Origin of the sequence: Alcanivorax sp. DG881 (assembly GCF_000155615.1) — a bacterium.
Lineage (GTDB): Bacteria > Pseudomonadota > Gammaproteobacteria > Pseudomonadales > Alcanivoracaceae > Alcanivorax.
On sequence record NZ_DS989915.1, the window covers coordinates 2658348 to 2681626 of the forward strand.

Consider the following 23279-nt stretch of genomic DNA (forward strand, 5'->3'; position numbering starts at 1 on the left):
CTACAGGTCAGCGTCAAATTTGCGATTCAATGGGCAGCCACGACAGCATCCACACCTTCATGCGTTGCCAGCGGGACGTCTCAGGGTCGTGGTCCAGGGTCAGTGGGGTGTGGTCGTCTGCATCTCTCGCCTGCCATTGCAGTTCTCCCTCGTCATCAAGGCTGACATGCCACGCTGAATCGTCGCTGACCCAGCTGGCAAACAGCTGGCTGAGTTGTTGATTCAGTGATTCGCTTTCAATCAATAAACCAACTTCTGTATTTTGCAAAATCGAGCGGCCGTCCAGGTTCACGGAGCCGATGAAGGTGCGGTCGTCATCAATCACAAAGGTTTTGGCGTGCAGGCTGGCGCGGGATTTTCCCTTGAACCAGTGAATGCGTTCCTGTTGCCCGGCTTCGGCGCGAAGCTCCCACAGGGTGATGCCATTTTCCAGTAGCGGTTTGCGGTAATTCACATAACCACTGTGCACGATGGCCACGTCGGTGGTGCTGAGTGAGTTGGTAAGAATGCCAATGTTTACGCCGCGTTCAGACAGTGCCGAGAACAATGCCACTCCGGCATCGCCGGGTACAAAATACGCCGAACTGATCTGCAGTCGTTGCCGGGCGCTTTCGAGAATGGTCTTGAGAGAGGCGCCCAGATAGTCATCGCGGCTCAGTGTGTCGCGGGCGGTGGCTTTTTCCGGTGGGTCGGCATAGAGGGTAGCCTGCCCCCAGTCCAGTGGCACTTTCCCTTCCACAAGCCGGCGGCCCAGGCTGGAGCCGGAGAGGGCGCTGGCAAATTCGCTGTTCTTTTGTTCATCCAGAAAGCGGAGCAGCGTGCGTTGCAGGGTGGGCAGGTCCATGTCTGCATCGTCGGCATCAAGAACGCGATTGATCGGCACCGAGGCGGGCGTGTTCCAGTACTGATCAAAACTGGCAACACCGTCAGGGACAATCTTGCCCACGGCCATCACATCCACATCCTGAAAATCCACATTGGTATTGGAAAAATACTCGTCGCCCAGATTGCGCCCGCCAGTGATCATGACGCTGCCGTCTGCCACCATCAATTTGTTATGCATGCGGTGGTTGGTGCGCCCGAAGTGTCTGGCCATTTGAAACGCCCGGCTAATGCCGCTGCGGGCAGCAACCGGGTTGAAAATGCGGATATGAATGTTGGGATGTTGTTCGAGGGTGGCAACGAGGGGCTCTGCCACACGCGTGCCCAGATCGTCGACCAGAAGACGTACCCGAACACCCCGATCTGCTGCTTCCAGCAATTTTGCGACAATGATGCGCGACGAGGTGTCGTCGGAAACAATATAGTACTGCAGATCCAGCGAGGACTGGGCCACTTCGATCAGGGCAACGCGTGCCACAAAGGCGGACAGCCCTTCGTGCAACAGGTAAAAGCCGGATTGATCTTCATGCTCGGGGTTTGCGTGAAGTTGTTCCAGGCCTGCGGCGATAGGCCCCTCCGCTGGGCTGGGCAGGGCGGTGCTGGCAGGGCGGCTGCCTGGGTCATAGCCGGGCTGTGCCTGGCAGGCGGTGGAGAGCAGGGTGATCAGTAATAGCCCGATCAGGGGTGGCATATGAGGCATGGTGGAGTCATCGCAGCAAGTCTGCGATTATCAAAGCGCAACAGCGCAATAATTTCAAACTGAACGCAAACAGGGAACGGGCCATGTTGAAGCGAGGGATGCTGGCGATAGTTGCAGGTCTGATGACGGGAACGGTCCAGGCCGATTTCTTTCAGGATTACATGATCGACCCGGAAGACGGCATGCTGGATGGTAGCCGTTATCTTTCCGAGGTGCCCCAGGGGTTCTTGCCGATTCCGATGATTATCACCGAACCTGCAGTGGGCGCGGGCCTGGGCATGGGCGCGATTTTTTTCCACGAAAGTGAAGAGCAGAAAAAGCAGCGGGTGTCTGGTAACAGTCCGGCCATTTTGCCGAATAACATCAGTGTGGTGGGGCTGGGTGCCACGGAAAATGGAACGCGCGCGGCGGGGCTGGGGCACATGGGCTTCTGGCATAATGACCGCATTCGCTATCGCGGCTTTGCCTTGTTCCCTGATTTGAATCTGGATTTTTATTCATTGGGCGGGCGTGACCTCCGTGACCCTGTCGAGCTGAATGTGAAAGGGCCAGCGGCGGTCCAGGAGTTGAAGTTCAGGCTCGGCGCAAGCCGCTGGATGTTGGGGGCAAGGCAGGTTTACCGGCAGGTTGAGCTGTCTCTTGAGGAAGATATTTCATTACCCAACCCGCGCCTGGAGCAAGCGGTGAATACCTTTTTGCGCAACAATCTGGGGGATAAGATTCATACCTCCGGGTTGGGTGTGCTGGCGGAATACGATAGCCGGGATAACCCTCTGGCCCCCCAGTCCGGGCTCTACTATGCCGGTAATTACGTGTGGTACGGGGACAGTGTTGGCAGTGATATCAACTTTGGCAGCTATACGCTGGAGGGTCTGAATTACTGGAATGCCAACGAGCATTTCAATTTTGCCCTGCGCCTTCAGTATGACGGTGTCGATGTGAGCGACAGTACCCGATTGCCACCTTATGTGTTGCCTTATGTGGATATGCGCGGCATTCCGGCGGTGCGCTATCAGGGTAAGGCGGTCGCGGTGGCAGAAGTGGAGGCGATCTGGAAAGCCAGTCCCCGTTGGCGGTTCAACTTTTTCGGTGGCGGTGGACGTGCCGCAGAAAGCTTTTCGGATTTGTCAGACGCCGAGGTGGCCAACAGCTACGGTACCGGGTTTCGCTATCTGATTGCTCGCCGGTACGGGATGACAATGGGGGTGGATATTGCCCGGGGGCCAGAGGAGACCGCCTGGTATATTCAGGCGGGGTCCAGCTGGCGCTGATCAGTCTTCTTTTTCGTCCATGTTTTTGGCTGCGGTGCGGGCATCTTCCAGCGCCGCAAACTGTTCGGAGATCAGCGCACCCACTTCCTGATTCACCTTGCGAATGGTGTCGTACACCAGGCCAATGGTTTTGCGCTGTTTTTCTTTCAGTGCCGGGGCCTTGTCTTCAAAGAGGCCCAGCTTCTCCAGCGCGTCAAACGGTAGCCCGGCAATATGCTGGTGCACGTCTTCCACGGTGGTAGCGCCATCTTCAATGGCTTCCTGAATCATGTCCTTGAGCAGCTCTGCTCGTTCTGCTGTTTTTTTCATTGTTGGCCTGCATGGTCAATCGGGTAAGGGACTGTTCCGCAATGTAGCGGAAACCTTTAACAACGACCATAACCATTATGGGCCCCGGGAACACGTATTGATGCCCGATTGTCTGACCGTCTGTACCGTTGCCGGTGACAGACTTGACCCTGTTCAATAAATGGGGCCACTCTGAAACCGGGTTCACCTGTGAATCCCTGATCGAACAAGGAGTTGCGATTATGGAAACCGGTAAACAAATGATTGCCGATATCAAAGGCAAGCTGGATGAACTGGAAGCCGAGCTGGATCAACTGGAAAAGCAGGGGGCTGGAGACCGCAGCACCGAAGCGGAGCGACATCAGCTGGCTTTGCAGGATGTGCTGACAGAATTGCAGCAACGCATTGATGAGTACCATGAACTGACCGGGGCAGACAGCGTGGATGGCCAGGCTAACTGGCACCAGCTGGACAAGGACCTGAAGGATCTGGACAGCGATCTTTACGGCGCCAACTGATTCGATGACCGCCTATTAGCCCTCGGGGGCCGGGGGCTTTTTCGGTATGCTTCTGTCTGGTTTTTCCAGGGACGGGAGTCACTCTATGGCCATTGGGCCGCTCAGCTGGCCGCTGCTGCTGCAGTCGGCGCGCCGGCATTTTTCCCTTTTCTTCATGCTCTTCTTCTTTCTCGGCTTGCCGTTTGCGGCGGTTGGCGTCGGCCTGCTTTGGTTTGAAGGTGGCGATGATTGGGGGGCGGCGTTTGGCGGGGCCTTCTTTGCGCTGATCGGCATTGGGGTCATGATCATGGCGCTGGTCACCAGTGTCAGCAGCATTGGCTATTACTACGAGCGGGCCTTGCTCAGAGAGCACGGCACCAATGTGGATGGGTCGGTGTTGTCAGTGACGCAATACAATGAGCCAGAGGACGGAGAGGAAACGCTGTGGTTGCTGCGTTTCCGTTATAGCTGCCATGGGCAACCCCATGAAGGGGAGGCGGTTCTGCCCGATGAGGAATGGGTGAGCCGGCTGGGTGAGAATGACTGGGCGCCGTTACGGGCACTCAAGCCACGCCCGGCGTATGCAGAACCCCGCTGGCGAAAATGGAAAAATCAGCTACAGCGCGAAGGCCGCTGGTAGGCCGGGCCGGGCCGCCCCGGTCCGGCGTGGGGCCTGAGCCTACAGCAGCTGGCCGAGCCCCAGTACAGCGACAAACCCAACGCTATACGCCACCAACAGATAGCCGAAGTACCGCAGGTAGCTGCCGAACGTCAGCGCCTCGATCTTGCTCATGGCGATCACCCCGGCGGCGGAGCCGATGACAAGAAGTGCACCACCCACGCCCACCGAATAGGTCAGCGACAGCCACTGGGCCAGGTTCATTTCGATGCCGGAATTGAGCAGGGCGGCGGTGAGCGGAACGTTATCAAACAGCGCCGACGCCAGGCCCACCAGGAAGTTGGCGGCCACCGGCGGCATCACTTCATAAAGCGCCGGGAAGTAGGCGAGCATCCCCAGCTCCTTGAGCATGCCGACCAGCAGTAATACGCCCAGGAAGAACAGCAGGGTGTCGAACTCGATCTTGCGAATGTATTCCAGAACCGGTTCGTCCTTGTTCAGGAACTGCACCACCATGAACATCAGTGACAGGCCGAACAGGAAGCACAGCACCGGCGGAATGCCGAACGCCACGTTGGCGGCGATGGTGCCGACAATGGTGGCGAAGAACAGCAGGGCAATGACCTTGTCGCCGCGCTCAATGGCGCTGCTTTTTTTCTGTATATGCACGTCGCCACTGAGGCCCAGCGAGAGCATGAAGGCGAGCACGGCCACGGCGCCGGCAGCGGGCAGGCTGAGTAACAGCAGGTCCGGAATTTCCACTTTGCCGGCCAGAAAGATCATCAACGTGGTGACGTCGCCGGTGATCAGGGCAGTGCCGCCGGCATTCACCGAGAACACCACCAGCACCACGTAGCGCATCAGCTTTTTGGCCGGCAGGTTCAGGTTCATCAGCACGGCGATACATACCAGGGTGGCGGTGATGTTGTCGGCCATGGAAGAGAACAGGAAAGCAAACAGGCCGGTGAGCAACATCAATTTGCGTTCGCTGATGTGCTCGGGCAGCAGCTTGTTGACCAGGCTATCGATAATGCCCTTGCTGGACAGGTAGGCCACAAAGGTCATGGCGGCCATCAGGAACAGCCACAGGGTGGCAATATCCAGCAGGTTTTCGTTCAGGCTTTCCATCAGCGCGTCGTGGCTGAGGTGGGCCGGGGGGGCAATAAAGAACAACAGCCAGGCGAACGACCCGAAAAACAGGGTGGTTTTCGCTTTATCAATATGAACGATGTCTTCGACGACGATGGACAAAAAGCCCAGCGCCACCAGGATCAGCAAAACGGTAGTCATAACGGGCGACTCGCACTTGTAGGCAGAAGGTGGAGAGTGGAGGGCGGCGCTATATTAGGCGTTTTGTGAACAGGGTTCACCGGAAACGGCCTGTTTATCCGTGGTTATCCGGCCAATTGTGGACGAAAAACGGGCAAAGGTGGGCAAATTTTGCCCGTCCCCCTTTAAAAAGATGAGAATAATTCGCATTATGTGCACCCTGATTGCTTTCGCATCGGTGTGCCGGTGCGTTTTGCTTATTCATTTTGCTTATTGTGCCTGATGTCATCGAGGAATTTTCATGCTGACCCGCCTGTCCGCCGGGGGCCTGCTACTGGCTTCCCTGTTCTTGTCTGCCTGCAGCGACGACCCGCAATCCACCGACGCCGACACGGCTCCGGCCTATGACCAGGCACAGGGCAAGCGGGTGGTGAGCCATTACGCTGATGTGGCGCTGGCCACCTTTGGCGACGCACTGTCCGGTGCCCGCGCCTTGAAAACACAGATCGATGCCCTGTTGGCGGCGCCCACCGAGGCCAACCTGGCCGCCGCTCGCGATGCCTGGCGTGCCGCGCGGGTGCCCTACATGCAGACTGAAGTATTCCGCTTCGGCAATGCCGTGGTGGATGAATGGGAGGGGCAGGTGAATGCCTGGCCGCTGGATGAAGGCCTGATCGATTACGTGGACGAGGACTATCAGGCGGTGATGGGCAACCCCGGGGCCCGCGCCAATATCATTGCCAGCGAGTCACTGAAAATCGGTGAACAGACCCTGGACCTGACCGACCTGAACGCGGAACTGCTGGCCAGCCTCAACGAACTGGGCGGTTCCGAGGTGAACGTGGCTACCGGTTACCACGCCATTGAATTCTTGCTGTGGGGCCAGGATCTGAACGGTACTGACGCCGGTGCCGGCCAGCGCCCGGCAACGGATTTCGCCACCGGCCCGGACGCAACGGGCGGTCACAACGAGCGGCGCCGCGAATACCTGTCGGTGGTCACCGATCTGCTTATCGACGATCTGGAAGTGATGGTGGATGAATGGCGACCGGGTGAAGAAAACTACCGGGCCGAACTGGAAGCGGACAGCGTGGAAAACGGCCTGCGCAAGATGCTGTTCGGCATGGGCAGCCTGTCCTTGGGCGAGCTGGCCGGCGAGCGCATGAAAGTGGCGCTGGCGGCGCACTCCCCGGAAGACGAGCACGACTGCTTCAGCGATAACACCCATGCGTCGCACTTCTATAACGGCAAGGGCATTCGCAATGTGTACCTGGGCGAGTATCAGCGGACCAACGGGGAAACCCTGGCCGGCCCTTCGCTGAGCGACCTGGTGGCGGCGAACCAGCCGGCGGCGGACAGCCAGCTGAAAACCGACCTGAACGCCAGCGAAGCGGCGCTGCAGGTGCTGGTAGACAGCGCCAACCAGGGCACCCATTTCGACCAGCTGATTGCCCCGGGCAATGCGCAGGGTGCCGACACGGTGAATGCCGCCATTGACGCCCTGGTCGTGCAAACCACCAGCATTGAAAAAGCGGCGCGGGTGCTGAACATTCAGGCCCTGAACCCGGATACAGCCAATCACAGCTTCTGACGTTAGAACCTGAAAGGCGCGCATGCACGCAAGGGGGCAGAGGCCTCTCTGGGGTGCAGGCGCGCTCCTGTAGCCAGCTGCCCGCCAGCCATCAAGAAAGAAGGAAGCCCTGCTCTTGCGATATCTCCCGCTGACGTTTGCTGCCCTGCTGGCGGCGTGTGACACCGGTCCCTCCTTTACCCAGGCCGAACCCGGCGAGCAGTTATCAGCAGGCGACGCCACGGTGACCAAGACCGACCAGAACGCCTTCTCTCTGCCGCTGGCCAATTTGTCGCCGTCGCGGCGGCTGGACTTCAGTGTGGGCAACAGTTTTTTTCGCAACCCCTGGGTGATTGCGCCAGCATCCACCGATGCCCGTGACGGGCTGGGGCCGCTGTTCAATACCAATGCCTGCCAGAACTGTCATATCAAGGATGGCCGCGGGCACCCGCCCGGGCCTGACGCCAAGCAGGCGGTCTCCATGCTGGTGCGGTTGTCCGTGCCGGCGGCGGCCGACGATGACCTGACCCAGGGCGGATTGATGCCTGAGCCGATCTACGGCGGGCAGTTTCAGGATGCGGCCATCCCGGGTGTTGAACCGGAGGGGCGGGTACGGGTGGAGTACCGCCCCCGCACGATCACCTTTGAGGATGGCCATCAGGTGGAGTTGCGCGAGCCTCGCCTGAGCTTCAGCAACCTGGCCTATGGAGAGATGCACCCGGCGACCCTGTTTTCCGCGCGTATTGCTCCACCAGTGATTGGACTGGGGCTGCTGGAAGCGATCCCGGAAGCGGACCTGCTGGCCCACGCCGACCCGCAAGACAAGGACGGTGATGGTATCAGCGGTCGGGCCAACCGGGTCTGGGATCGCAGCAACAACACCACCGCCATGGGGCGCTTCGGCTGGAAAGCCGGCCAGCCCAGTTTGCGCCAGCAGAATGCGGAAGCCTTCGCCAATGACATGGGGCTGAGCAGTCATCTGGTGCCGACGGATTCCTGTTCCTCGGCCCAGCCCGATTGCCTGGCCATGCCCAATGGCGGCGAGCTAGAAGTGAGCGACTCGATTCTCGACAACGTCACTTTCTATACCCGCAATCTGGCCGTTCCCGCCCGCCGGGATGTGGATGATGCACTGGTGCTGGCGGGCAAGAGCCTGTTCTTCCAGGCTAACTGCCAGGGCTGCCATGTGCCGGTGTTCACCACCGGGTCCGACGCCGCCGAACCGGAGCTGGCCAATCAGACCATCCGGCCTTACACCGACATGTTGCTGCATGACATGGGGCCGGGGCTTGCAGACGGTCGCCCGGAGTTCCTGGCCAATGGTCAGGAATGGCGCACGCCGCCGCTCTGGGGTATCGGCCTCACCGAGGCGGTGAATGGCCACACCCAGTTCTTGCACGATGGCCGCGCCCGCAACCTGATGGAGGCGATCCTCTGGCATGGTGGCGAAGCAGCCGGGTCGCGGGACGCGGTACTGGCGTTTGACGCCGAGCAACGGGCTGCGCTGTTGGCGTTTCTGAACTCTTTGTGATTTTTTTCTGTAACGGTTTTAAGGTTGAGGATGGATCATGCGTGCTTTGATTGTGCTGGTGTCAGTTTCCTTGTCGGTGCTGCTGACGGCGTGCAGTAACCCACGTCAGGAAGTCACCGTGCAGCTGGCCAACGATGTGCTACTGCCGGCCCATCAGCAGTGGCGCGACAGCAATGCTGCCCTGGTGGATGCCGTGGAGGCGTACTGCACAGCTCCACAGGCATCCGTGGGTGATCTGGAAACCGCGTTTTATCAGGCCCAGTCCCGGTGGTCGCACCTGCAACCGTTAATGGTCGGGCCGTTATCCGAAGGCAACCGCAGCTGGCAGGTTCAGTTCTGGCCGGACAAACGCAACATGGTGGTTCGCCAGACGGAATCGTTGCTGGACGAGACGGATTCGTTGACCGGTGAGCAGCTGGAGAAGGCCAGCGTGGTGGTGCAGGGGCTGACGGCGTTTGAGTATGTGCTGTTTGATCAATCGGTCGCCCTGGCGGAGAAGCATGACCGCTACTGCCCGCTGCTCACCGGCATTGCCCGCCACCAGCTGGCGCTGTCCGAGTCGGTGCTGGCGCTGTGGAATGAGCCGGGCGGCATGCTGGCGCAGTTGCGCGACTTCCCCAATGAGCGTTACGCCACGGCGGATGAAGGCCTGGCGGCAATTCTGCGCACGCAGATCACCGGGGTGGATGTGCTGAAGAAAAAATTGGGCACCCCCATGGGGCGGCTGAATCAGGGCGTGGCGCAGCCTTACCAGGCGGAAGCGTGGCGTAGCCGGCAGTCCATTGAAAATCTGCAGGCGTCGTTGCAGGGTGCGCAGGCGGTATGGGAGCGGGTCCGTTCGCTGGTGAGTGATGCGGCCCTGGTGAAAGACATCGACCAGGCCTATGCGGATGTGGCCAACCAGCTTGCGGCCTTGCCTGCGCCGTTGATGGAGCTGGTGCAGGCGCCGCAACACAGCGAGACGCTGACGACGCTCTATGCCGCGCTGGATAATCTGGAAAACCGTCAGCAGACGGAGTTGGCTCGCAATCTCAATATCCAGATCGGTTTTAACGCCAACGATGGGGATTAGAGTCAGTTGCGAGTTGCGAGTTGCGAGTTGCGAGTTAAAAGCTAAAAAAGCGCGGGAGGGTGTGTCGATAATTCAACGTCGTGCCCGCGCTTCATTGCGATGCCATAGCGGGTTTGCGGAGAGCGTTATGCCACTAACACGACGGAAGTTGCTGGGGGCTGGTGCGGCGATGGCCGGCCTGGCCGCCTTGGGTGGCTGGTCACTGTGGACCGGCACGGCGGGTGAATCACCCCTGCTGCTTTCCGCGCGCAACGATGACGACGGTCAGCACTATGCCGTGGGTTACTACCTGAACGGCAAACGGGCGTTTGCCACGCCGGTGCCCGAGCGCTGCCACGCGGTGGCCCGCCATCCGTTTCTGCCGGTGGCGTTGTATGTGGGGCGCCGCCCGGCCCGGGAAAGTTACTTGATTGACCTGCGCGATGGCCGACTGCTGCAAACCCTGCACAGTCAGCCGGATCGGCACTTCTATGGCCATGCCGTATTCCATGCCCGCGGCGAGTGGCTATACACCACCGAAAACGATACCCGCGAACCAGGGCGCGGTGTGCTGGGGCGGTACCAGTTGGATCGCGCTGCTTTGCAGCTAGTCCATGACGGCGAGGCGACCACCCACGGTGTAGGTCCCCACGAGCTGGCCTGGATGCCGGACGGCGAATCCCTGGTGATCGGTAATGGGGGGATTCGTACCGAAGGCGGCAGCCGTGAGGAAATGAACCTGGGCGCCATGGCGCCCAGCCTGGTGATCATGAGCCGTCATGGCGAATTGATCAGCAAGGAAACTTTGGCCGACGCTCAAAGCAGCATCCGCCACCTGGATGTGGCTGCCGATGGCACCGTGATTACCGGCCAGCAGTACCATGGCCCGGCCTACAACAGTGTGCCGTTACTGGCGATCAAGCGGCCCGGGGAAGCCTATCAACCGTTCCCGGTCAGCCGGACGCAACTGGCGATGATGGATCAATACACGGCCAGCATTGCCATTCACAGCGAGCAGCGGCAAGTGGCCATGACCGCGCCACGGGGAAACCGTTTCTTTATCTGGGATCTGGATAGCGGTGACACGCTGCTGGATGCGCCCATGTCTGACTGTGCCGGTGTTGGCGCGGTGCCGGGCGGTTTTGCGGTGACCTCGGGGCAGGGCAAATGCCGCTACTACGATAGCCGCACCGCAGAGGTACAAAGCCAGTGGCTGGAATTGCCGGGGGGGTGGTGGGATAACCACCTGTGGCTGAGTTAAGGCGTGCATCCTGCCGCTTAACCAACGTCGTTTGCATCGCGGTGGGACCACCGTTCTCACCAGTCAGGGGACGTCGGCTTTTCGGTAGGAGTGCCTCTTGAGGCGCGAACCTCAGAGCGGGAAACCGGCAATGCGTTTAAGCCCGGAAAGCCGGGCTTAAACGTTATCGTTTTTCACTATCTGCCATGCGGGTGTCAGTCGTGCCAGTTGGACACCTTGCCGGAGCACACCCAGTCCTTGGAGCCTTTTACCACACCAATGGAGTTGTAGCTGTAGCGGCCATTGGCATTGTGGGTAGACCAGCTTTTGGTGTTGCCCGCGCCGATGCCGGAAGCGCCGCAATCCTCGGAACCGTTCTTGCGCTCGTTGCAGAAGCGGGCATAGATGCGGTGGCTGCAGGTGTTGCGGTAGGTAATGATGAAGTTGTCCTTGCTGTATTCACTCCATTTGGTTTTGTGCACCACCATGCAGGGGCCACCGCTACTGTTGCGGGCATCCCAGCAGGTGTCGTCGTCGACGCTGGAATAATAATCAGCGGCAGCAAACTGTGAGGCGAATAGTGCGGCAATGCCAATGGTCCATTTCATGATTTTCCCCTTGTTCCCTTCGTTATCGACATCATCGATTCAGTCGACGAGCCCGTCACAATAATTGTAGGAAGCTGGTAAAAATCCGCCTCACCCATATGGGGTATATCGGTATGGAACCTGTTGTAAAAGTGTCAGCGTCCAGCCGCTCAGGGAGCTGCGGTGGGATTAGCTGTGGTCGTTCAGGCATTGTTCGTGGTCGCTCAGCACCTCAATCACCCGGCATTCGCCCGGTTGCCCTTGCTCGCATTCACTAATCATCCGGTCCAGCTCATTGCGCAGGGCGGTCAGTGCGCTGATGCGGTTTTGTACGGCGTCCCGGTGACGGCGGGCGATATCATCAGCGCAACCATGCTGTTCGCTCATGGTTAACAGTTCACGAATGTCTTCCAGTGTGAACCCCAGTTCCCGGCTGTGACGAATAAACTGCAGCCGTTCCCGATGGTTGCGGTGATAGCGCCGTTGGCCGCCTTCACTGCGGGCGGGTTCGGGCATCAGGCCAATTTTTTCGTAATAGCGGATGGTCTCCACCTTGCAGCCGGTGGCGCTGCTGAGGGTGCCGATGGAAAAGAGGGTAGACATGATGACCTCATTACAAAGGGAGAATCGGACTTGAACCTGTAGTCACTATAGCTTTTTAAATGGGGCCAAGGTGAAACAGAATCAAGGAGCAGGGCGATGCAGGAGAGACAGCGACGGGCGTTTGACGCCGCCATGGAAGCGGCACGGTGTGCCTATGCCAGGCAGGACTGGAGCCGGGCGTTCGCGCAACTGGAGCGGGCGCATATTCTGGGTCAGCGGCGGGTTGGCGCCCATACCCTGACTCACTGGTGGATGCTGAAAGTGGGTTGGCAGCGCCGGGATGGCCGGGAAATGCGTGGTCAGGGGCTACGATTGCTGGCGGCCCTGCTGATGTCGCGCTTGTGGGTGCCCACCGGCAATACCGGTGGGGCCAATGTGAACCCGCTGCAGCCCATGCCGATTCCCGATGCGCTGCGCGACGTGATGGAGGAACGATGATGCATGATCACTCTTCACATGCGCCACATTCACATACCCACGGTCACGGTGATGAGGACCGGGCCATCGGAATGGCGTTCTGGCTGAATTTCACCTTCACCATCATCGAATTTGTCGGTGGGCTGATGGTGAATTCGGTGGCGATTCTGTCCGATGCGGTACACGACCTGGGCGATACCCTGGCCATCGGCATGGGGTGGGTGCTGGGCAAAGTCAGCCGCAAACAGGCGGACCAGCGATTCAGCTATGGCTACCAGCGGTTGTCAGTGCTGGCTGCGTTGCTCAATGCGCTGGTGCTAATTGCCGGGTCGATCTTCGTGATCAGCGAAGCCATTCCCCGCCTGTGGGCACCGGAAATGCCCAATGCCACCGGCATGCTGGCGTTGGCCATTCTCGGGGTGACGGTAAACGGTATTGGTGCCTGGCGGTTACTGCGCCAGTCCTCGTTGAATGCCAGTGTGATTCGCTGGCATCTGCTGGAGGATGTGCTGGGCTGGGTGGCCGTGCTGGTGGTGTCGCTGGTGCTGATGGTCTGGGAAATCCCGATTCTCGATCCCATTCTGTCCATCGGTTTCACCCTGTTCATTCTGTTCAATGTGGTGCGCAATGTATGGGCATCGTTGAAGGTCTTCCTGCAAGCGGTGCCTGGCGAGATAGATACCGAGGCCCTGGTTGCTGCACTGCAGGCACCGGAAGCGGTGGCTGAGGTGCACCATGTGCATGTGTGGAGCCTGGACGGTCAGCAGCATGTGTTCAGCGCCCATATCAAGTTGGGCTGTGAGCCGCCCATGGAGCAAGTGCGGGGATTGAAAGCCCGCTTCAGTGCGCTGGTGAAGGAATACGGTTTTGCCCATTCCACCATCGAACTGGAATGGCCGGACGAGGTGTGCCGTAACCTGGAGCAGAGTGGTGAAAGGAGTGGATGATGGGGTGTTGTGATCACCAGATAGTGGAAAACTCGGCCCCGGCTTACCAGCGAGTGCTATGGATCGTATTGGCCATTAATGCGGTGATGTTTGTGGTGGAAGCGGCATCGGGGGTGCTGGCGGATTCACGGGCGTTGCAGGCCGATGCACTGGATTTCCTGGGCGATACCGCCACCTATGGGTTAACCCTCTGGGCGCTGGGGCAGTCGATGGCCTGGCGGGTACGTGCCGCGCGCATTAAAGGGATGTCGTTATTGGTAATGGGCGTGATCGTGCTGTCGAACAGCGTTTGGGCGCTGTTGCAGGGCAGTGCGCCACAGGGTGAGCTGATGATGGGGGTGGCCAGTGTGGCGCTGGCGGCCAATGTGATCAGTGCGTTATTGCTACTGCGTCACCGTCAGGGGGATGCCAATATCCGTTCCGCCTGGTTGTGTTCGCGCAACGATGCGCTGGCCAATCTGGCGGTACTGATGTCTGGCAGCCTGGTGTTCTGGCTGGACAGCCGTTGGCCGGACCTGCTGGTGGCCGTGGCGATTGCCGGCCTGTTCACCCACAGTGCCATCTCGATTCTGCGTCAGGCCGGCAGCGAATCGGCGATGGAGAGTCGATGCGAGGGTTGAGTGTGCGATGGGGCTTGGCGGTGAGTGAGCAGGGCGGTACGCTGCATGGCCGTATTGGCGGCGCCGCTGCCAGCCTCCACGGCTTTTCCCTCTGCCATCACGATTGAGACCTATGGATTTCAAACAGGAAGACCTGACCGCTCTGGTCGAACGCACCATGCCGTTTGGTAAATATGCCGGGCGGGTGCTGATTGATCTCCCTGAGCCTTATCTGCTGTGGTTCACCAAAAAAGGCTTTCCGAAGGGCGAGTTGGGGCGGCTGATGGCGCTGGCCTTGATGCTGAAAATGGACGGCACGGAAAACCTGCTGGAACCGTTGCGTAAATAGGCTGTATCCGCTGAATCAAGCAGGTATCCTGAGGCCATTACCCTGTTCAGGAGCCAGCTGTGCCGTTACTCGATGTTGTTGCCAATAATGTGTGGGCGTATTCGGTTCCCCATAGTTTTATGGGGCTACACGTGGGCGCCCGCATGACAGTGGTCAAATTGTCTGCTGGCGGTTTGCTGCTGCATTCCCCGGTGCCGGTGGATGAGCCTCTGGCCCAGGAGCTGGCGGCGTTGGGCGAGGTGACCCACATTGTTTGCCCCAATCTTTTTCACCATGTTTTTGCCGCCGATGTGAAGCAGCGCTATCCGCAGGCGGTGCTGCACGGGCCGGCGAAACTGGCGAGCAAGCGCAAGGATCTGTCGCTGGATGCGGTGCTGTCGGAAACACCACATCCGGACTGGGGCGATGACTTTGAGCTGGTCTTTATTGAAGGCTCCATGTTGCACGAGACGGTGTTCTACCATCAGGCCAGCAAAACCCTGATTGCGGCGGATTTGATTGAAAACTTTCATCAATGCGACCACGGTTTCACCCGCTGGTATTTGAAGCTGGGCGGTTTGTGGAAAGTCCCGGGCTGGCATCCAATGCTGCGCCTGGTGTACCTGAATCGTCGCAAGGCCCGCGCCAGCGTTACCCGTATTCTGGAGTGGCCCTTCGAAAAACTCAGTCTGGCCCACGGTGAGGTGATCACCGACAACGCCCGCAACCAGGTCCGTCATGGGATGGAGTGGTTGTTTTAGAGGCGAGTTAGCGTGGCGGTAAGGGCTTTCTACGAAGCCGCTGTAGGAGCGTCGCTGGCGGCGCGACCTTGCGAAGCAAGGCAATCGACCACAGGGCGAGCAGGCCTTCCAGTGCTCGACAGGTTTTGCTTGCCGGCAAATACGACCTTTTGAATCGCGCCGCCTGTTCGCTCCTATGGCCCTTGAGTGGCCCCGCCCGCCCCCTCCACATTTCTTGCAACTTTTCCCGCTATATTCCCCAACCATCATTACTGGTTTGTGGAATTGCCCATGTCCCGCTGGATTCGCCGTTATCCGAAAACGGCTCTTTCGTTTGTCATTCTGATTGTGTGCTTGCTGCTTGTGGGCTGGCGCTGGGGATTCGCGTCGGCGCCAGCGATTCAGTGGAAAACGGCCACGGTGGAGCGTGGCGATGTGGAAGAGCTGGTCACCGCGCTGGGTACCCTGGAACCGGGGGATTATGTGGACGTGGGGGCGCAGGTCTCCGGCCAGCTGACGCAGCTGCACGTGGATGTGGGGGACAGCGTTGAGCAGGGCCAGTTGCTGGCGGAAATTGATGCGTCGGTACAGCAGACACAGGTCGATGCAGGGTTGGCGGAACTGGAAGCCCTGCGTGCCCAGCGGGAACAGCAGCAGGCGGAGCTGGAGCTGGCCGAGTTGCAGTATCAGCGTCAGCAGCGGCTGCGAGAGGCCAATGCTACCAGCGATGATGCCTTCCAGAGTGCCCGTTCAACGCTGGCCATTACCCGTGCCCAGATCAAGGTACTGAAAGCCCAGATCCGCCAGAAGCAGGCCAGCGTGGAAGGCGACCAGGCCAACCTGGGGTACGCAAAAATCTATGCGCCACGCAGTGGAACCGTGGTCAGCCTGGAGGCCCGTGAAGGGCAGACTCTTAACGCCAACCAAACCACCCCCACGCTGATGCGGATTGCAGATCTGACCACCATGACCATTTCCACTCAGGTGTCCGAGGCCGATGTGGATAGCCTCTCTGCGGGGATGCCGGTGTACTTCAATACCCTGGGCAATGGTGATGTGCGTTATGACAGTACCCTGCGCCAGGTGCTGCCCACCCCGGAAGTGGTCAACAACGTGGTGCTGTACACCGCTGAATTCGATATCGATAACCCGCAAGGCCGACTGATGTCCGGCATGACCGCCCAGGTGTTCTTCGTGGTGGATTCGGCCAGGGATGTTCTGCATGTGCCCGTGGCCGCAGTGAAGCGTGGCGGTCGCGGTCAATGGCAGGTGCAAAGACTGGGCCGCGAAGGCAAGCCACAAAACCAGCCGGTGACAGCAGGCATCAGCAACCGGGTACGCACGGTGATTCAAGATGGCCTGCAGGAAGGTGACATCGTGGTGTTGGGGCAGGCACAGGCCAGCCCGGCAGGTGAGGCCGAAAAAGGCGGGCGCCGTCGCGGTGGGTTGTTCTGATGGCGTTGATCGAACTGACGGGCATCCGCAAGCGCTACCCGGCTGGTGAGCAGGATGTGGAGGTGTTGCACGGCATTGATCTGTCCATCGAGGCCGGGGAATTCGTTGCCATCATGGGCAGCTCCGGCTCCGGTAAATCTACCTTGATGCACATTCTGGGTTGCCTGGATCAACCCAGCGACGGTGCTTACCACTTTGCCGGGCGGGCGGTGACCGACATGGACCACGAGCAACTGGCCTGGTTGCGCCGGGAGATGTTCGGTTTCGTGTTTCAGAGCTATCACCTGATAGGCACTGCCAGTGCCTGGGAAAATGTGGCCTTGCCGGCCATTTATGCGGGGCTGCCCCGGGATGATCGCAAGCAACGGGCGCAGGCTCTGCTCAGTGATCTGGGGCTGCACGACAAACTGGAAAACCGCCCCAACCAATTATCCGGTGGCCAGCAGCAGCGGGTGTCCATTGCCCGTGCCTTGATGAATGGCGGCAAGGTGATTCTCGCCGATGAGCCCACCGGCGCGCTGGACAGTGTCAGTGGCGAGGCGGTGATGGGCCAGCTCAAGGCGCTGGCGGAACAGGGCCACACGGTGATCGTGATTACCCACGATGGGTTGGTGGCCGAGCACGCGGACCGGATAGTGGAAATCCGCGACGGTAACGTGATTGATGATCGCCGTCGCCGCCCGCACCGGGTAGAAGCGGCCCATGCGGTGCCGGAACCGCCACAGGAAAGCCGCTTTCCTGACCTGGGTGAAGTGCTGGAATCGGTGGTAATGGCGTTGCGCTCATTGCACGCCAACTGGCTGCGCACTTTGCTTACCTTGCTTGGCATCGTGATTGGTGTGGGCTCGGTGGTGGTGATGCTGGCCATTGGTCAGGGCGCCAAGGAAGACGTGGTGGCGCGCATTGGCGAGCGCGGCGTGAACTTGCTGGTGATCCGGCCGGACCGGGGTCAGCAGCGTGTTGCCGACGGGGTGATCGCCACCCTGGTGCCGGAGGATGCCGAAGCCCTGAAAGCCCTGCCCAATATTCGCGTTGCCGTGCCGGAAATTTCCGGCAGCGTGACGGCCCGGGCCAACGGCAAGGACATTTCTACCAGCGTGCAGGCAGTGAGTGCCGATTACCCCAGCTTGCGCGACTGGCAGCCGGTGCAAGGGGTGTATTTCAACAGCAGTGATGAAGCCAGCTACGCGCCGGTGGCGGTGATTGGGCAGACAGTGAAAGACAACCTGTTCCCGGACAGTGATCCTTTGGGCCAGTTTTTGTTGCTCGACAGCATCCCGTTTCAGGTTATCGGCGTGATGGGTAGCCAGGGTGCCACCGACTGGGGAGACGATCAGGACGATGTGGTGTTCGTGCCCTTGTCGACCGGCACCCTGCGATTGTTCGGCCAGAATTATCTGCGTTCCATCACCCTGGCAGTGGATGACGTTACCGCCATCGATGAGACCGAAACCGCGGCGGTTAACCTATTGACCCAGCGTCACGGCAAGGAGGATGTGCGGGTTTTCAATATGGCCTCCCTGCTGGACATGGTCTCGGAAACCCAGAACACCCTGACGTTGCTGTTGGGCTCCATCGCGGCGATTTCATTATTGGTGGGGGGGATCGGGGTGATGAACATCATGCTGGTGAGTGTCACCGAGCGTATCCACGAAATCGGTATCCGCATGGCCACCGGCGCTCGTCAGCGCAATATCCTGCAGCAGTTTCTTACCGAAGCGGTGGTGGTGTCTGCGCTGGGCGGGGTGATCGGTGTGGTGATTGGGGTATTGGTGGGCTGGCTGCTGGACGCTTTCGGCATGGCCATTGTGTTCTCGGTACCGGTGATGGTCGCCGCGTTTGTTTGTGCCGCCGGCATCGGTCTGTTGTTTGGCTTTGCCCCCGCGTTGAAGGCCGCGCGTCTGAATCCTGTGGAGGCACTCAGTAATGACTAGGGAACCTCTGAATAACTCCTTGCGTACTCAGTCTTTCAGGCTGGTTCGCAATCTAGGCGCGCTTTTGAAGGTGTATGTCCATCCATCGAAAAAGCGCAACAACGAGTGCGGGCCAGCCTGGAAGACCCGAAGGGCGAGGCCTGAAGCGCACATCTGCCGCGCCTTGCCTCTCGGAAAGGGAACCACCCTGACCATCGAGCCAAGACGTAACAGCTGCACGCTTCAGACCACGCTGAGCATGCAAGGAGTTATTCAGAGGTTCCCTAAGGCAATAAACAGGCTGGTATGGGTGACGGTTTTTGTTCTGTTATCCGGCTGCGCCATGCAGTCCGGGCTGGAGGCGCCCGAACAAAGCATGCCGGCACAATGGCTTAACCAGCAGCAGGCCAGCGAAGCCATGGTGCATCACCCGCAATGGTGGCAGCAGTTCAACAGTGCGGAACTGAATCAATTGGTGGACCAGGCGCTGGCGGCCAATACGGATTTGCTGGCGGCGACGGCGCGGGTCGAGCAGGCGGATGCGCAACTCAGTCAGGCGGGTTCGGCCCTGTTCCCGGCCCTGGGGCTGGGTGCCGGGGGCAGCCGCAGTGGTGTATTCGGCGAAAGCGGTAGCAGTGAAAGCTACAACGCCTCCGTGAGTGCCAGCTACGAGCTGGACCTGTGGGGGCAGCTTCGCAATAGCCGTGATGTGGCGCGGGCCTCCCTGCTGGCCAGCCAGTTCAGTCGCGATACCGTGCAGCTCACCGTGATTGCCAGTGTGGTGAATACCTATCTGCAGGTGCTGTATCTGCAGGACAACCTGGCGCTGTCGGAAGAGAACCTGGCGCTGGCCCAACAAGTGCTGGATGTGGTGCAGGCCAAGGTAGAGAACGGTGCCGTCTCTCCCCAGGATCTGGCCCAGCAGAAAACCGTGGTCGCCAATGTGAAAGCGCAGCTACCGTCCTTGCGTCACCAGCTGCGGCAAAGCCGTTATGCGCTGGCGGTATTGGTGGGAGAAATGCCGCAGGCATTCCAGGTGGGCGGCGGCACCCTGAGCAATCTGCAGCTGCCGGAGATTCAGGCCGGTTTGCCGGATCAGGTGCTGGCCCAGCGCCCGGATATTGCCCAGGCCCAGGCCAGCCTGATGGCGGCGGACTATTCCGTGGCCGCCGCCCGGGCGGACTACTGGCCGTCCATCACGCTCACCGGCAGTGGCGGTTATGCCAGCAGCGCCCTGTCGTCGTTGTTCAATGGCGATGCGCTGTACAGCCTGGGCGTGTCGTTGGCGCAAACCTTGTTCGATGGCGGCGCCCGCAATGCCCGGATCGATCAGAGCAAGGCCGCCTGGCAAGAGCAGGTGGCCAGTTACACCGGCACCTTGCTGGTGGCCCTGCAGGAAGTGGAACAATCGCTGAGTAATGTGCAGGGGCTGGCGGAGCAGCAGCAGTATCGTGAAGAGGCATACCAGCAAGCCGAGGAAGCCTATCGGGTGGCGCAGGTGCGTTATCAGGAAGGCGAAACCGAGCTCACCGACGTGCTCAGCGCGCAAAGCAGCTTTAACAGTGCGCGCCAGAACAGCCTGGATCTGATCTACAACCAGTATCAGTCGCGTATCACCCTGTACCGGGTATTGGGTGAAGGGGGTGAACGGGGTGAAGGGGGCGAGGCGTCTGCGGAACCCTGACGTGCCCCTGGTTTGCCGCTTGACCCGCTAACCGACACAATACGGCGATCGACTCCAGCCTGTCAGGTCGCCCGTGCTGCCGCTTGTTTATCATCCCGAATACAGCTTTCCCTTTCCCGGCAAACACCGTTTTCCCATGGAGAAATTTGCTCGGCTGCATGGCCATCTGCGCAGCCGGGGTATTGCCCATGGCGATAACGAGTTCCGCCCCGGCCGGGCCAAGGCGACACTGTTAAGTCAGGCGCATTGCCCGCAATACGTCTCGGCCATGGTGGACGGGACGCTGGATGCCAGGGCGCTACGGCGCATGGGGTTGCCGTGGAGCGAAGCCTTGATGAAGCGCTCCTGCATTGCGCCCATGGGCACCTTGATGACAGCCCAGCTGGCACTGCAGCAGGGTGTCGCCTGTCATCTGGCCGGCGGCACCCATCACGCCCATTACAATTTCGGTTCCGGTTTCTGCATCTTCAATGATCAGGCGTTTGCGGTGCGCCAGTTGCTGGACCGGGGCGTGGTGAAAAAAGCACTGATGTTTGATTGTGATGTGCATCAGGGCGATGGCACCGCGGCCATGCTGGCCGATGAACCCCGGGCTTTTACCTGCTCCATTCATTGCGAGAAAAATTTTCCGGTGCGCAAGATGAAAAGCGATCTGGATGTGGGGTTGCCGCTGGGTATGACGGATCAGGATTATCTGGACACGGTGTTTGAGACGCTGGATCGATTGCTGGATCTGGTGCAGCCGGATCTGGTTTTTTATGACGCCGGCGTGGATATCTTTCAGCACGATCCGTTGGGGCGCCTGCATATTTCCGAGCAGGGTATCGCCGATCGCGACCGGGGTGTCCTTGCCCGCTGCCGTCAGCGTAACGTTCCTGTGGCCACGGTGATCGGGGGCGGCTACGATGATGATCGTGACGCGCTGGCGCAGCGCCATGCAATCGTTGTTGAAGCTGCGTCTGAAGTACATTCCTTTTTGTAGGAGCGTCGCTGGCGGCGCGAAACAGCAGTCGCGAGTTGCGAGAAGCGAGTCTCGAAAAGCAAAGTTTTAAAGAACGGAAATTTCAGATTTTCGCAACTCGCTTCTCGCAACCCGTATTTCGAATTTGCTATTTCGCACTGCCAGCGACGCTCCTGCAAAGAGCCTGGAGGTTATTGCATGTCCAAAGCCTTGTTGATCATGGCCCATGGCAGCCGCAGTGAAACGGCCAACGACGAGTTTCGTGCGCTGGTGGACACCGTGGCGGAATCTGCCCACGCCGCCGGGCAGGAATACGTGGCCGTGTTGCCCTGTTTTCTCGAGTTGGCGACACCCTCTTTGATCGAAGCGATCCAACAGCTGGAGCATCAGCCGGTGAAAACCGTGCAGCTTTACCCGTTGTTCTTTAACAAGGGCAAGCACGTGGGCAAGGATATTCCGGCACAGATTGAAGAGGCCCGCGAGCGGTTTCCGGATCTGGATATCGAATTGATGCGTTATTTCGGCAGTGCCGCCGGGCTCGCACCGCTGGTGGTGCAGCATCTTCAGGAACAGGAAAACTGACCCGGAACCGGCTGTCATGGATGACATGGAAACTACGCTTCAGCGGATTTTTGCCAGCGAGTCCCGCCGGGTACTGGCGACGCTGATTCGTCTGCTGGGGGATTTCGACCTGGCAGAAGATGCCTTGCAGGAAGCATTTGTCGCTGCCCTGAAGCAATGGCCGGAAGACGGCGTGCCAGACAACCCCCGTGCCTGGCTGGTCTCTGCGGGGCGTTTCAAGGCCATCGATCAGTTACGCCGCCGTGCCCGTTACGACGCGCTATTGCGTGAGCAGGCGGATCACCTTGCCGCCCAGGCGACGGTGGAAATGGAGATTGAGAATGCCGCCATCGAGGATGACCGGCTGCGCCTGATCTTCACCTGTTGCCACCCGGGGCTGGCGCCGCAAGCACAAGTGGCGCTGACATTACGGGAAGTGTGTGGGCTCACCACGGAAGCCATCGCCCGTGCCTTTCTCAGCAAACCCGCCACTGTGGCCCAGCGCATTGTCCGCGCCAAGGGCAAGATCCGCGATGCGAAGATTCCCTACGAGGTGCCGGAAGGCGCAGCATTGGCGGAGCGTCTGCAGTCGGTCCTGCAGGTGATCTATCTGGTGTTCAACGAAGGCTATCTGGCGTCGTCCGGCGAGCAGGCGCTGCGTCATGATCTCAGTGAGGAAGCCATTCGTCTGGCGGAGCTGGTGCTGGCCTTGCTGGCGGAACGCACCGACCAGCCGGACCCGGAATGCCAGGGCCTGCTGGCGCTGATGCTGCTTCACCATGCCCGTCGGGCGACGCGCACGGATGCGCAAGGCGAGCTGGTGTTACTGGAAAACCAGCAGCGCAGTCTCTGGGACCGACAGGAAATCCAGCGCGCGGATCAACTGGTGCGCCAGGCCTTGCTGTCACGGCGCTTTGGGCCTTATACCCTGCAGGCTGCCATTGCGGCAGTGCATGCACAGTCACCCAGCAGTGCGGAGACCGACTGGCAGGAAATCGTCGGGCTCTATGATCTGTTGATGCAGCATATGCCGACGCCCATTGTGGCGCTTAACCGGGCGGCGGCGCTGGCCATGCGTGATGGCCCGGAGGCCGGCTTGCAGGCACTGGAGCCGCTGATGGAGAACAAGGCCCTGAAAGGGTATCACCTGGCCCATGCCGCCCTGGCAGATATGCACCGGCAGTTGGGCCATCAGGACGCGGCGGCTCAGGCCTACACGCAAGCGTTGGCATTGGCGACCCAGCCGGCGGAAAAGCGCTTTCTGCAACAACGGCTTGCGGCCCTTTCCGGGTAGCGGCTTTCTTCACGGGCAGCGGCGTCGTGAAAAAATGGGGTGCGTTGTCGAAAGCGGGGTTTCAGGTTCGACTAGGGCTTGTTAACGCTATCGAGATAACGCCTGCTGGATGCATTTTTTCGTCCAGTGGTGTCAGCCGGTGTGCCGTGTAGTCATTCTACATAAACAGCGGATGGCACTGCTGGGCGGGAAAAGGGACCAGCCCTTCGGGTTGAGCCCCAAAAGCCGTCACTCGTCGTTATTCGTCACTTATTTGGAGTCACCAAACATCA

23 protein-coding genes are annotated in these 23279 nt (G+C 59.7%); 18 read left to right on the forward strand and 5 right to left on the reverse strand.

The window, feature by feature from the left end:
- Positions 1-13: 13 nt before the first annotated feature.
- A complete protein-coding gene (locus ADG881_RS12030; RefSeq protein WP_156790405.1) occupies positions 14-1582 on the reverse strand; it encodes a phospholipase D family protein in 1569 nt (522 codons plus the stop codon).
- Between the two features lie 122 nt (positions 1583-1704).
- Here ADG881_RS12030 and ADG881_RS12035 point away from each other — a divergent pair, with 122 nt between their 5' ends.
- Entirely contained in the window at positions 1705-2853 is a 1149-nt protein-coding gene (locus ADG881_RS12035; RefSeq protein ID WP_156790406.1) for a BamA/TamA family outer membrane protein, read from the forward strand.
- Here ADG881_RS12035 and ADG881_RS12040 read toward each other — a convergent pair whose 3' ends face one another.
- Positions 2854-3162: a hypothetical protein gene (locus ADG881_RS12040; protein WP_039926707.1), complete on the reverse strand. Its 309-nt coding sequence runs from the start codon at positions 3160-3162 to the stop codon at positions 2854-2856.
- A 221-nt stretch (positions 3163-3383) separates the two neighbouring features.
- Here ADG881_RS12040 and ADG881_RS12045 point away from each other — a divergent pair, with 221 nt between their 5' ends.
- The gene (locus ADG881_RS12045) at positions 3384-3659 is read left to right on the forward strand and encodes a hypothetical protein (protein WP_156790407.1); all 276 of its coding nucleotides are present in this window, start codon (positions 3384-3386) and stop codon (positions 3657-3659) included.
- A gap of 85 nt (positions 3660-3744) precedes the next feature.
- Entirely contained in the window at positions 3745-4278 is a 534-nt protein-coding gene (locus ADG881_RS12050; RefSeq protein WP_007149665.1) for a hypothetical protein, read from the forward strand.
- Positions 4279-4317: 39 nt separating this feature from the next.
- On the opposite strand, the gene nhaD is transcribed toward ADG881_RS12050, so the two are convergent.
- A complete protein-coding gene (gene nhaD / locus ADG881_RS12055; protein WP_007148570.1) occupies positions 4318-5547 on the reverse strand; it encodes a sodium:proton antiporter NhaD in 1230 nt (409 codons plus the stop codon).
- 280 nt (positions 5548-5827) lie between these two features.
- Between nhaD and ADG881_RS12060 the strand changes: the two genes are divergently transcribed.
- The 4 genes from ADG881_RS12060 (at position 5828) to ADG881_RS12075 (ending at position 10939) form a co-directional block, all read left to right on the forward strand.
- Positions 5828-7117 (forward strand): imelysin family protein, encoded by a 1290-nt coding sequence (locus tag ADG881_RS12060; RefSeq protein ID WP_007149492.1) that lies wholly within the window; start codon positions 5828-5830, stop codon positions 7115-7117.
- A 115-nt stretch (positions 7118-7232) separates the two neighbouring features.
- Complete coding sequence (locus ADG881_RS12065) at positions 7233-8627, forward strand: di-heme oxidoredictase family protein (RefSeq protein ID WP_007150731.1); 1395 nt, start codon at positions 7233-7235, stop codon at positions 8625-8627.
- A gap of 37 nt (positions 8628-8664) precedes the next feature.
- Complete coding sequence (locus ADG881_RS12070; protein ID WP_007149075.1) at positions 8665-9699, forward strand: imelysin family protein; 1035 nt, start codon at positions 8665-8667, stop codon at positions 9697-9699.
- A 127-nt stretch (positions 9700-9826) separates the two neighbouring features.
- Positions 9827-10939, forward strand: a complete 1113-nt coding sequence (locus ADG881_RS12075; RefSeq protein ID WP_039926710.1) for a DUF1513 domain-containing protein — start codon at positions 9827-9829, stop codon at positions 10937-10939.
- A gap of 194 nt (positions 10940-11133) precedes the next feature.
- Here the strand turns inward: ADG881_RS12075 and ADG881_RS12080 are convergent, their stop codons facing one another.
- Both ADG881_RS12080 and ADG881_RS12085 read right to left on the reverse strand, forming a co-directional pair.
- Positions 11134-11526 carry a hypothetical protein gene (locus ADG881_RS12080; protein WP_007148686.1) on the reverse strand — a complete coding sequence of 131 codons (393 nt, stop codon included), beginning with the start codon at positions 11524-11526 and terminating at the stop codon, positions 11134-11136.
- Positions 11527-11694: 168 nt separating this feature from the next.
- Positions 11695-12108, reverse strand: coding sequence for a helix-turn-helix domain-containing protein (locus ADG881_RS12085; protein WP_007149155.1), 414 nt, complete (start codon positions 12106-12108; stop codon positions 11695-11697).
- A gap of 96 nt (positions 12109-12204) precedes the next feature.
- Here ADG881_RS12085 and ADG881_RS12090 point away from each other — a divergent pair, with 96 nt between their 5' ends.
- From ADG881_RS12090 to ADG881_RS12140, 11 genes are all read left to right on the forward strand, one after another.
- The gene (locus tag ADG881_RS12090; RefSeq protein WP_007149208.1) at positions 12205-12546 is read left to right on the forward strand and encodes a DUF3703 domain-containing protein; all 342 of its coding nucleotides are present in this window, start codon (positions 12205-12207) and stop codon (positions 12544-12546) included.
- Complete coding sequence (locus tag ADG881_RS12095; protein ID WP_039927437.1) at positions 12546-13472, forward strand: cation diffusion facilitator family transporter; 927 nt, start codon at positions 12546-12548, stop codon at positions 13470-13472. The genes ADG881_RS12090 and ADG881_RS12095 overlap by 1 nt, the downstream gene beginning before the upstream one ends.
- Entirely contained in the window at positions 13472-14092 is a 621-nt protein-coding gene (locus tag ADG881_RS12100; RefSeq protein WP_050760156.1) for a cation diffusion facilitator family transporter, read from the forward strand. The genes ADG881_RS12095 and ADG881_RS12100 overlap by 1 nt, the downstream gene beginning before the upstream one ends.
- Positions 14093-14204: 112 nt before the next feature.
- Positions 14205-14420: a DUF3820 family protein gene (locus ADG881_RS12105; RefSeq protein ID WP_007149068.1), complete on the forward strand. Its 216-nt coding sequence runs from the start codon at positions 14205-14207 to the stop codon at positions 14418-14420.
- A 59-nt stretch (positions 14421-14479) separates the two neighbouring features.
- Positions 14480-15160, forward strand: coding sequence for a DUF4336 domain-containing protein (locus ADG881_RS12110; RefSeq protein WP_039926712.1), 681 nt, complete (start codon positions 14480-14482; stop codon positions 15158-15160).
- 270 nt (positions 15161-15430) lie between these two features.
- Positions 15431-16594, forward strand: coding sequence for an efflux RND transporter periplasmic adaptor subunit (locus ADG881_RS12115; protein ID WP_039926714.1), 1164 nt, complete (start codon positions 15431-15433; stop codon positions 16592-16594).
- A complete protein-coding gene (locus tag ADG881_RS12120; protein WP_007150354.1) occupies positions 16594-18528 on the forward strand; it encodes a MacB family efflux pump subunit in 1935 nt (644 codons plus the stop codon). The genes ADG881_RS12115 and ADG881_RS12120 overlap by 1 nt, the downstream gene beginning before the upstream one ends.
- 289 nt (positions 18529-18817) lie before the next feature.
- Positions 18818-20191: an efflux transporter outer membrane subunit gene (locus ADG881_RS12125; RefSeq protein ID WP_007148796.1), complete on the forward strand. Its 1374-nt coding sequence runs from the start codon at positions 18818-18820 to the stop codon at positions 20189-20191.
- 136 nt (positions 20192-20327) lie between these two features.
- Entirely contained in the window at positions 20328-21173 is an 846-nt protein-coding gene (locus ADG881_RS12130; RefSeq protein ID WP_198005009.1) for a histone deacetylase, read from the forward strand.
- Positions 21174-21350: 177 nt separating this feature from the next.
- Positions 21351-21734 (forward strand): sirohydrochlorin chelatase, encoded by a 384-nt coding sequence (locus tag ADG881_RS12135; RefSeq protein WP_007149158.1) that lies wholly within the window; start codon positions 21351-21353, stop codon positions 21732-21734.
- A 16-nt stretch (positions 21735-21750) separates the two neighbouring features.
- Positions 21751-23007 carry an RNA polymerase sigma factor gene (locus ADG881_RS12140; RefSeq protein ID WP_007149805.1) on the forward strand — a complete coding sequence of 419 codons (1257 nt, stop codon included), beginning with the start codon at positions 21751-21753 and terminating at the stop codon, positions 23005-23007.
- Positions 23008-23279 lie beyond the last annotated feature (272 nt).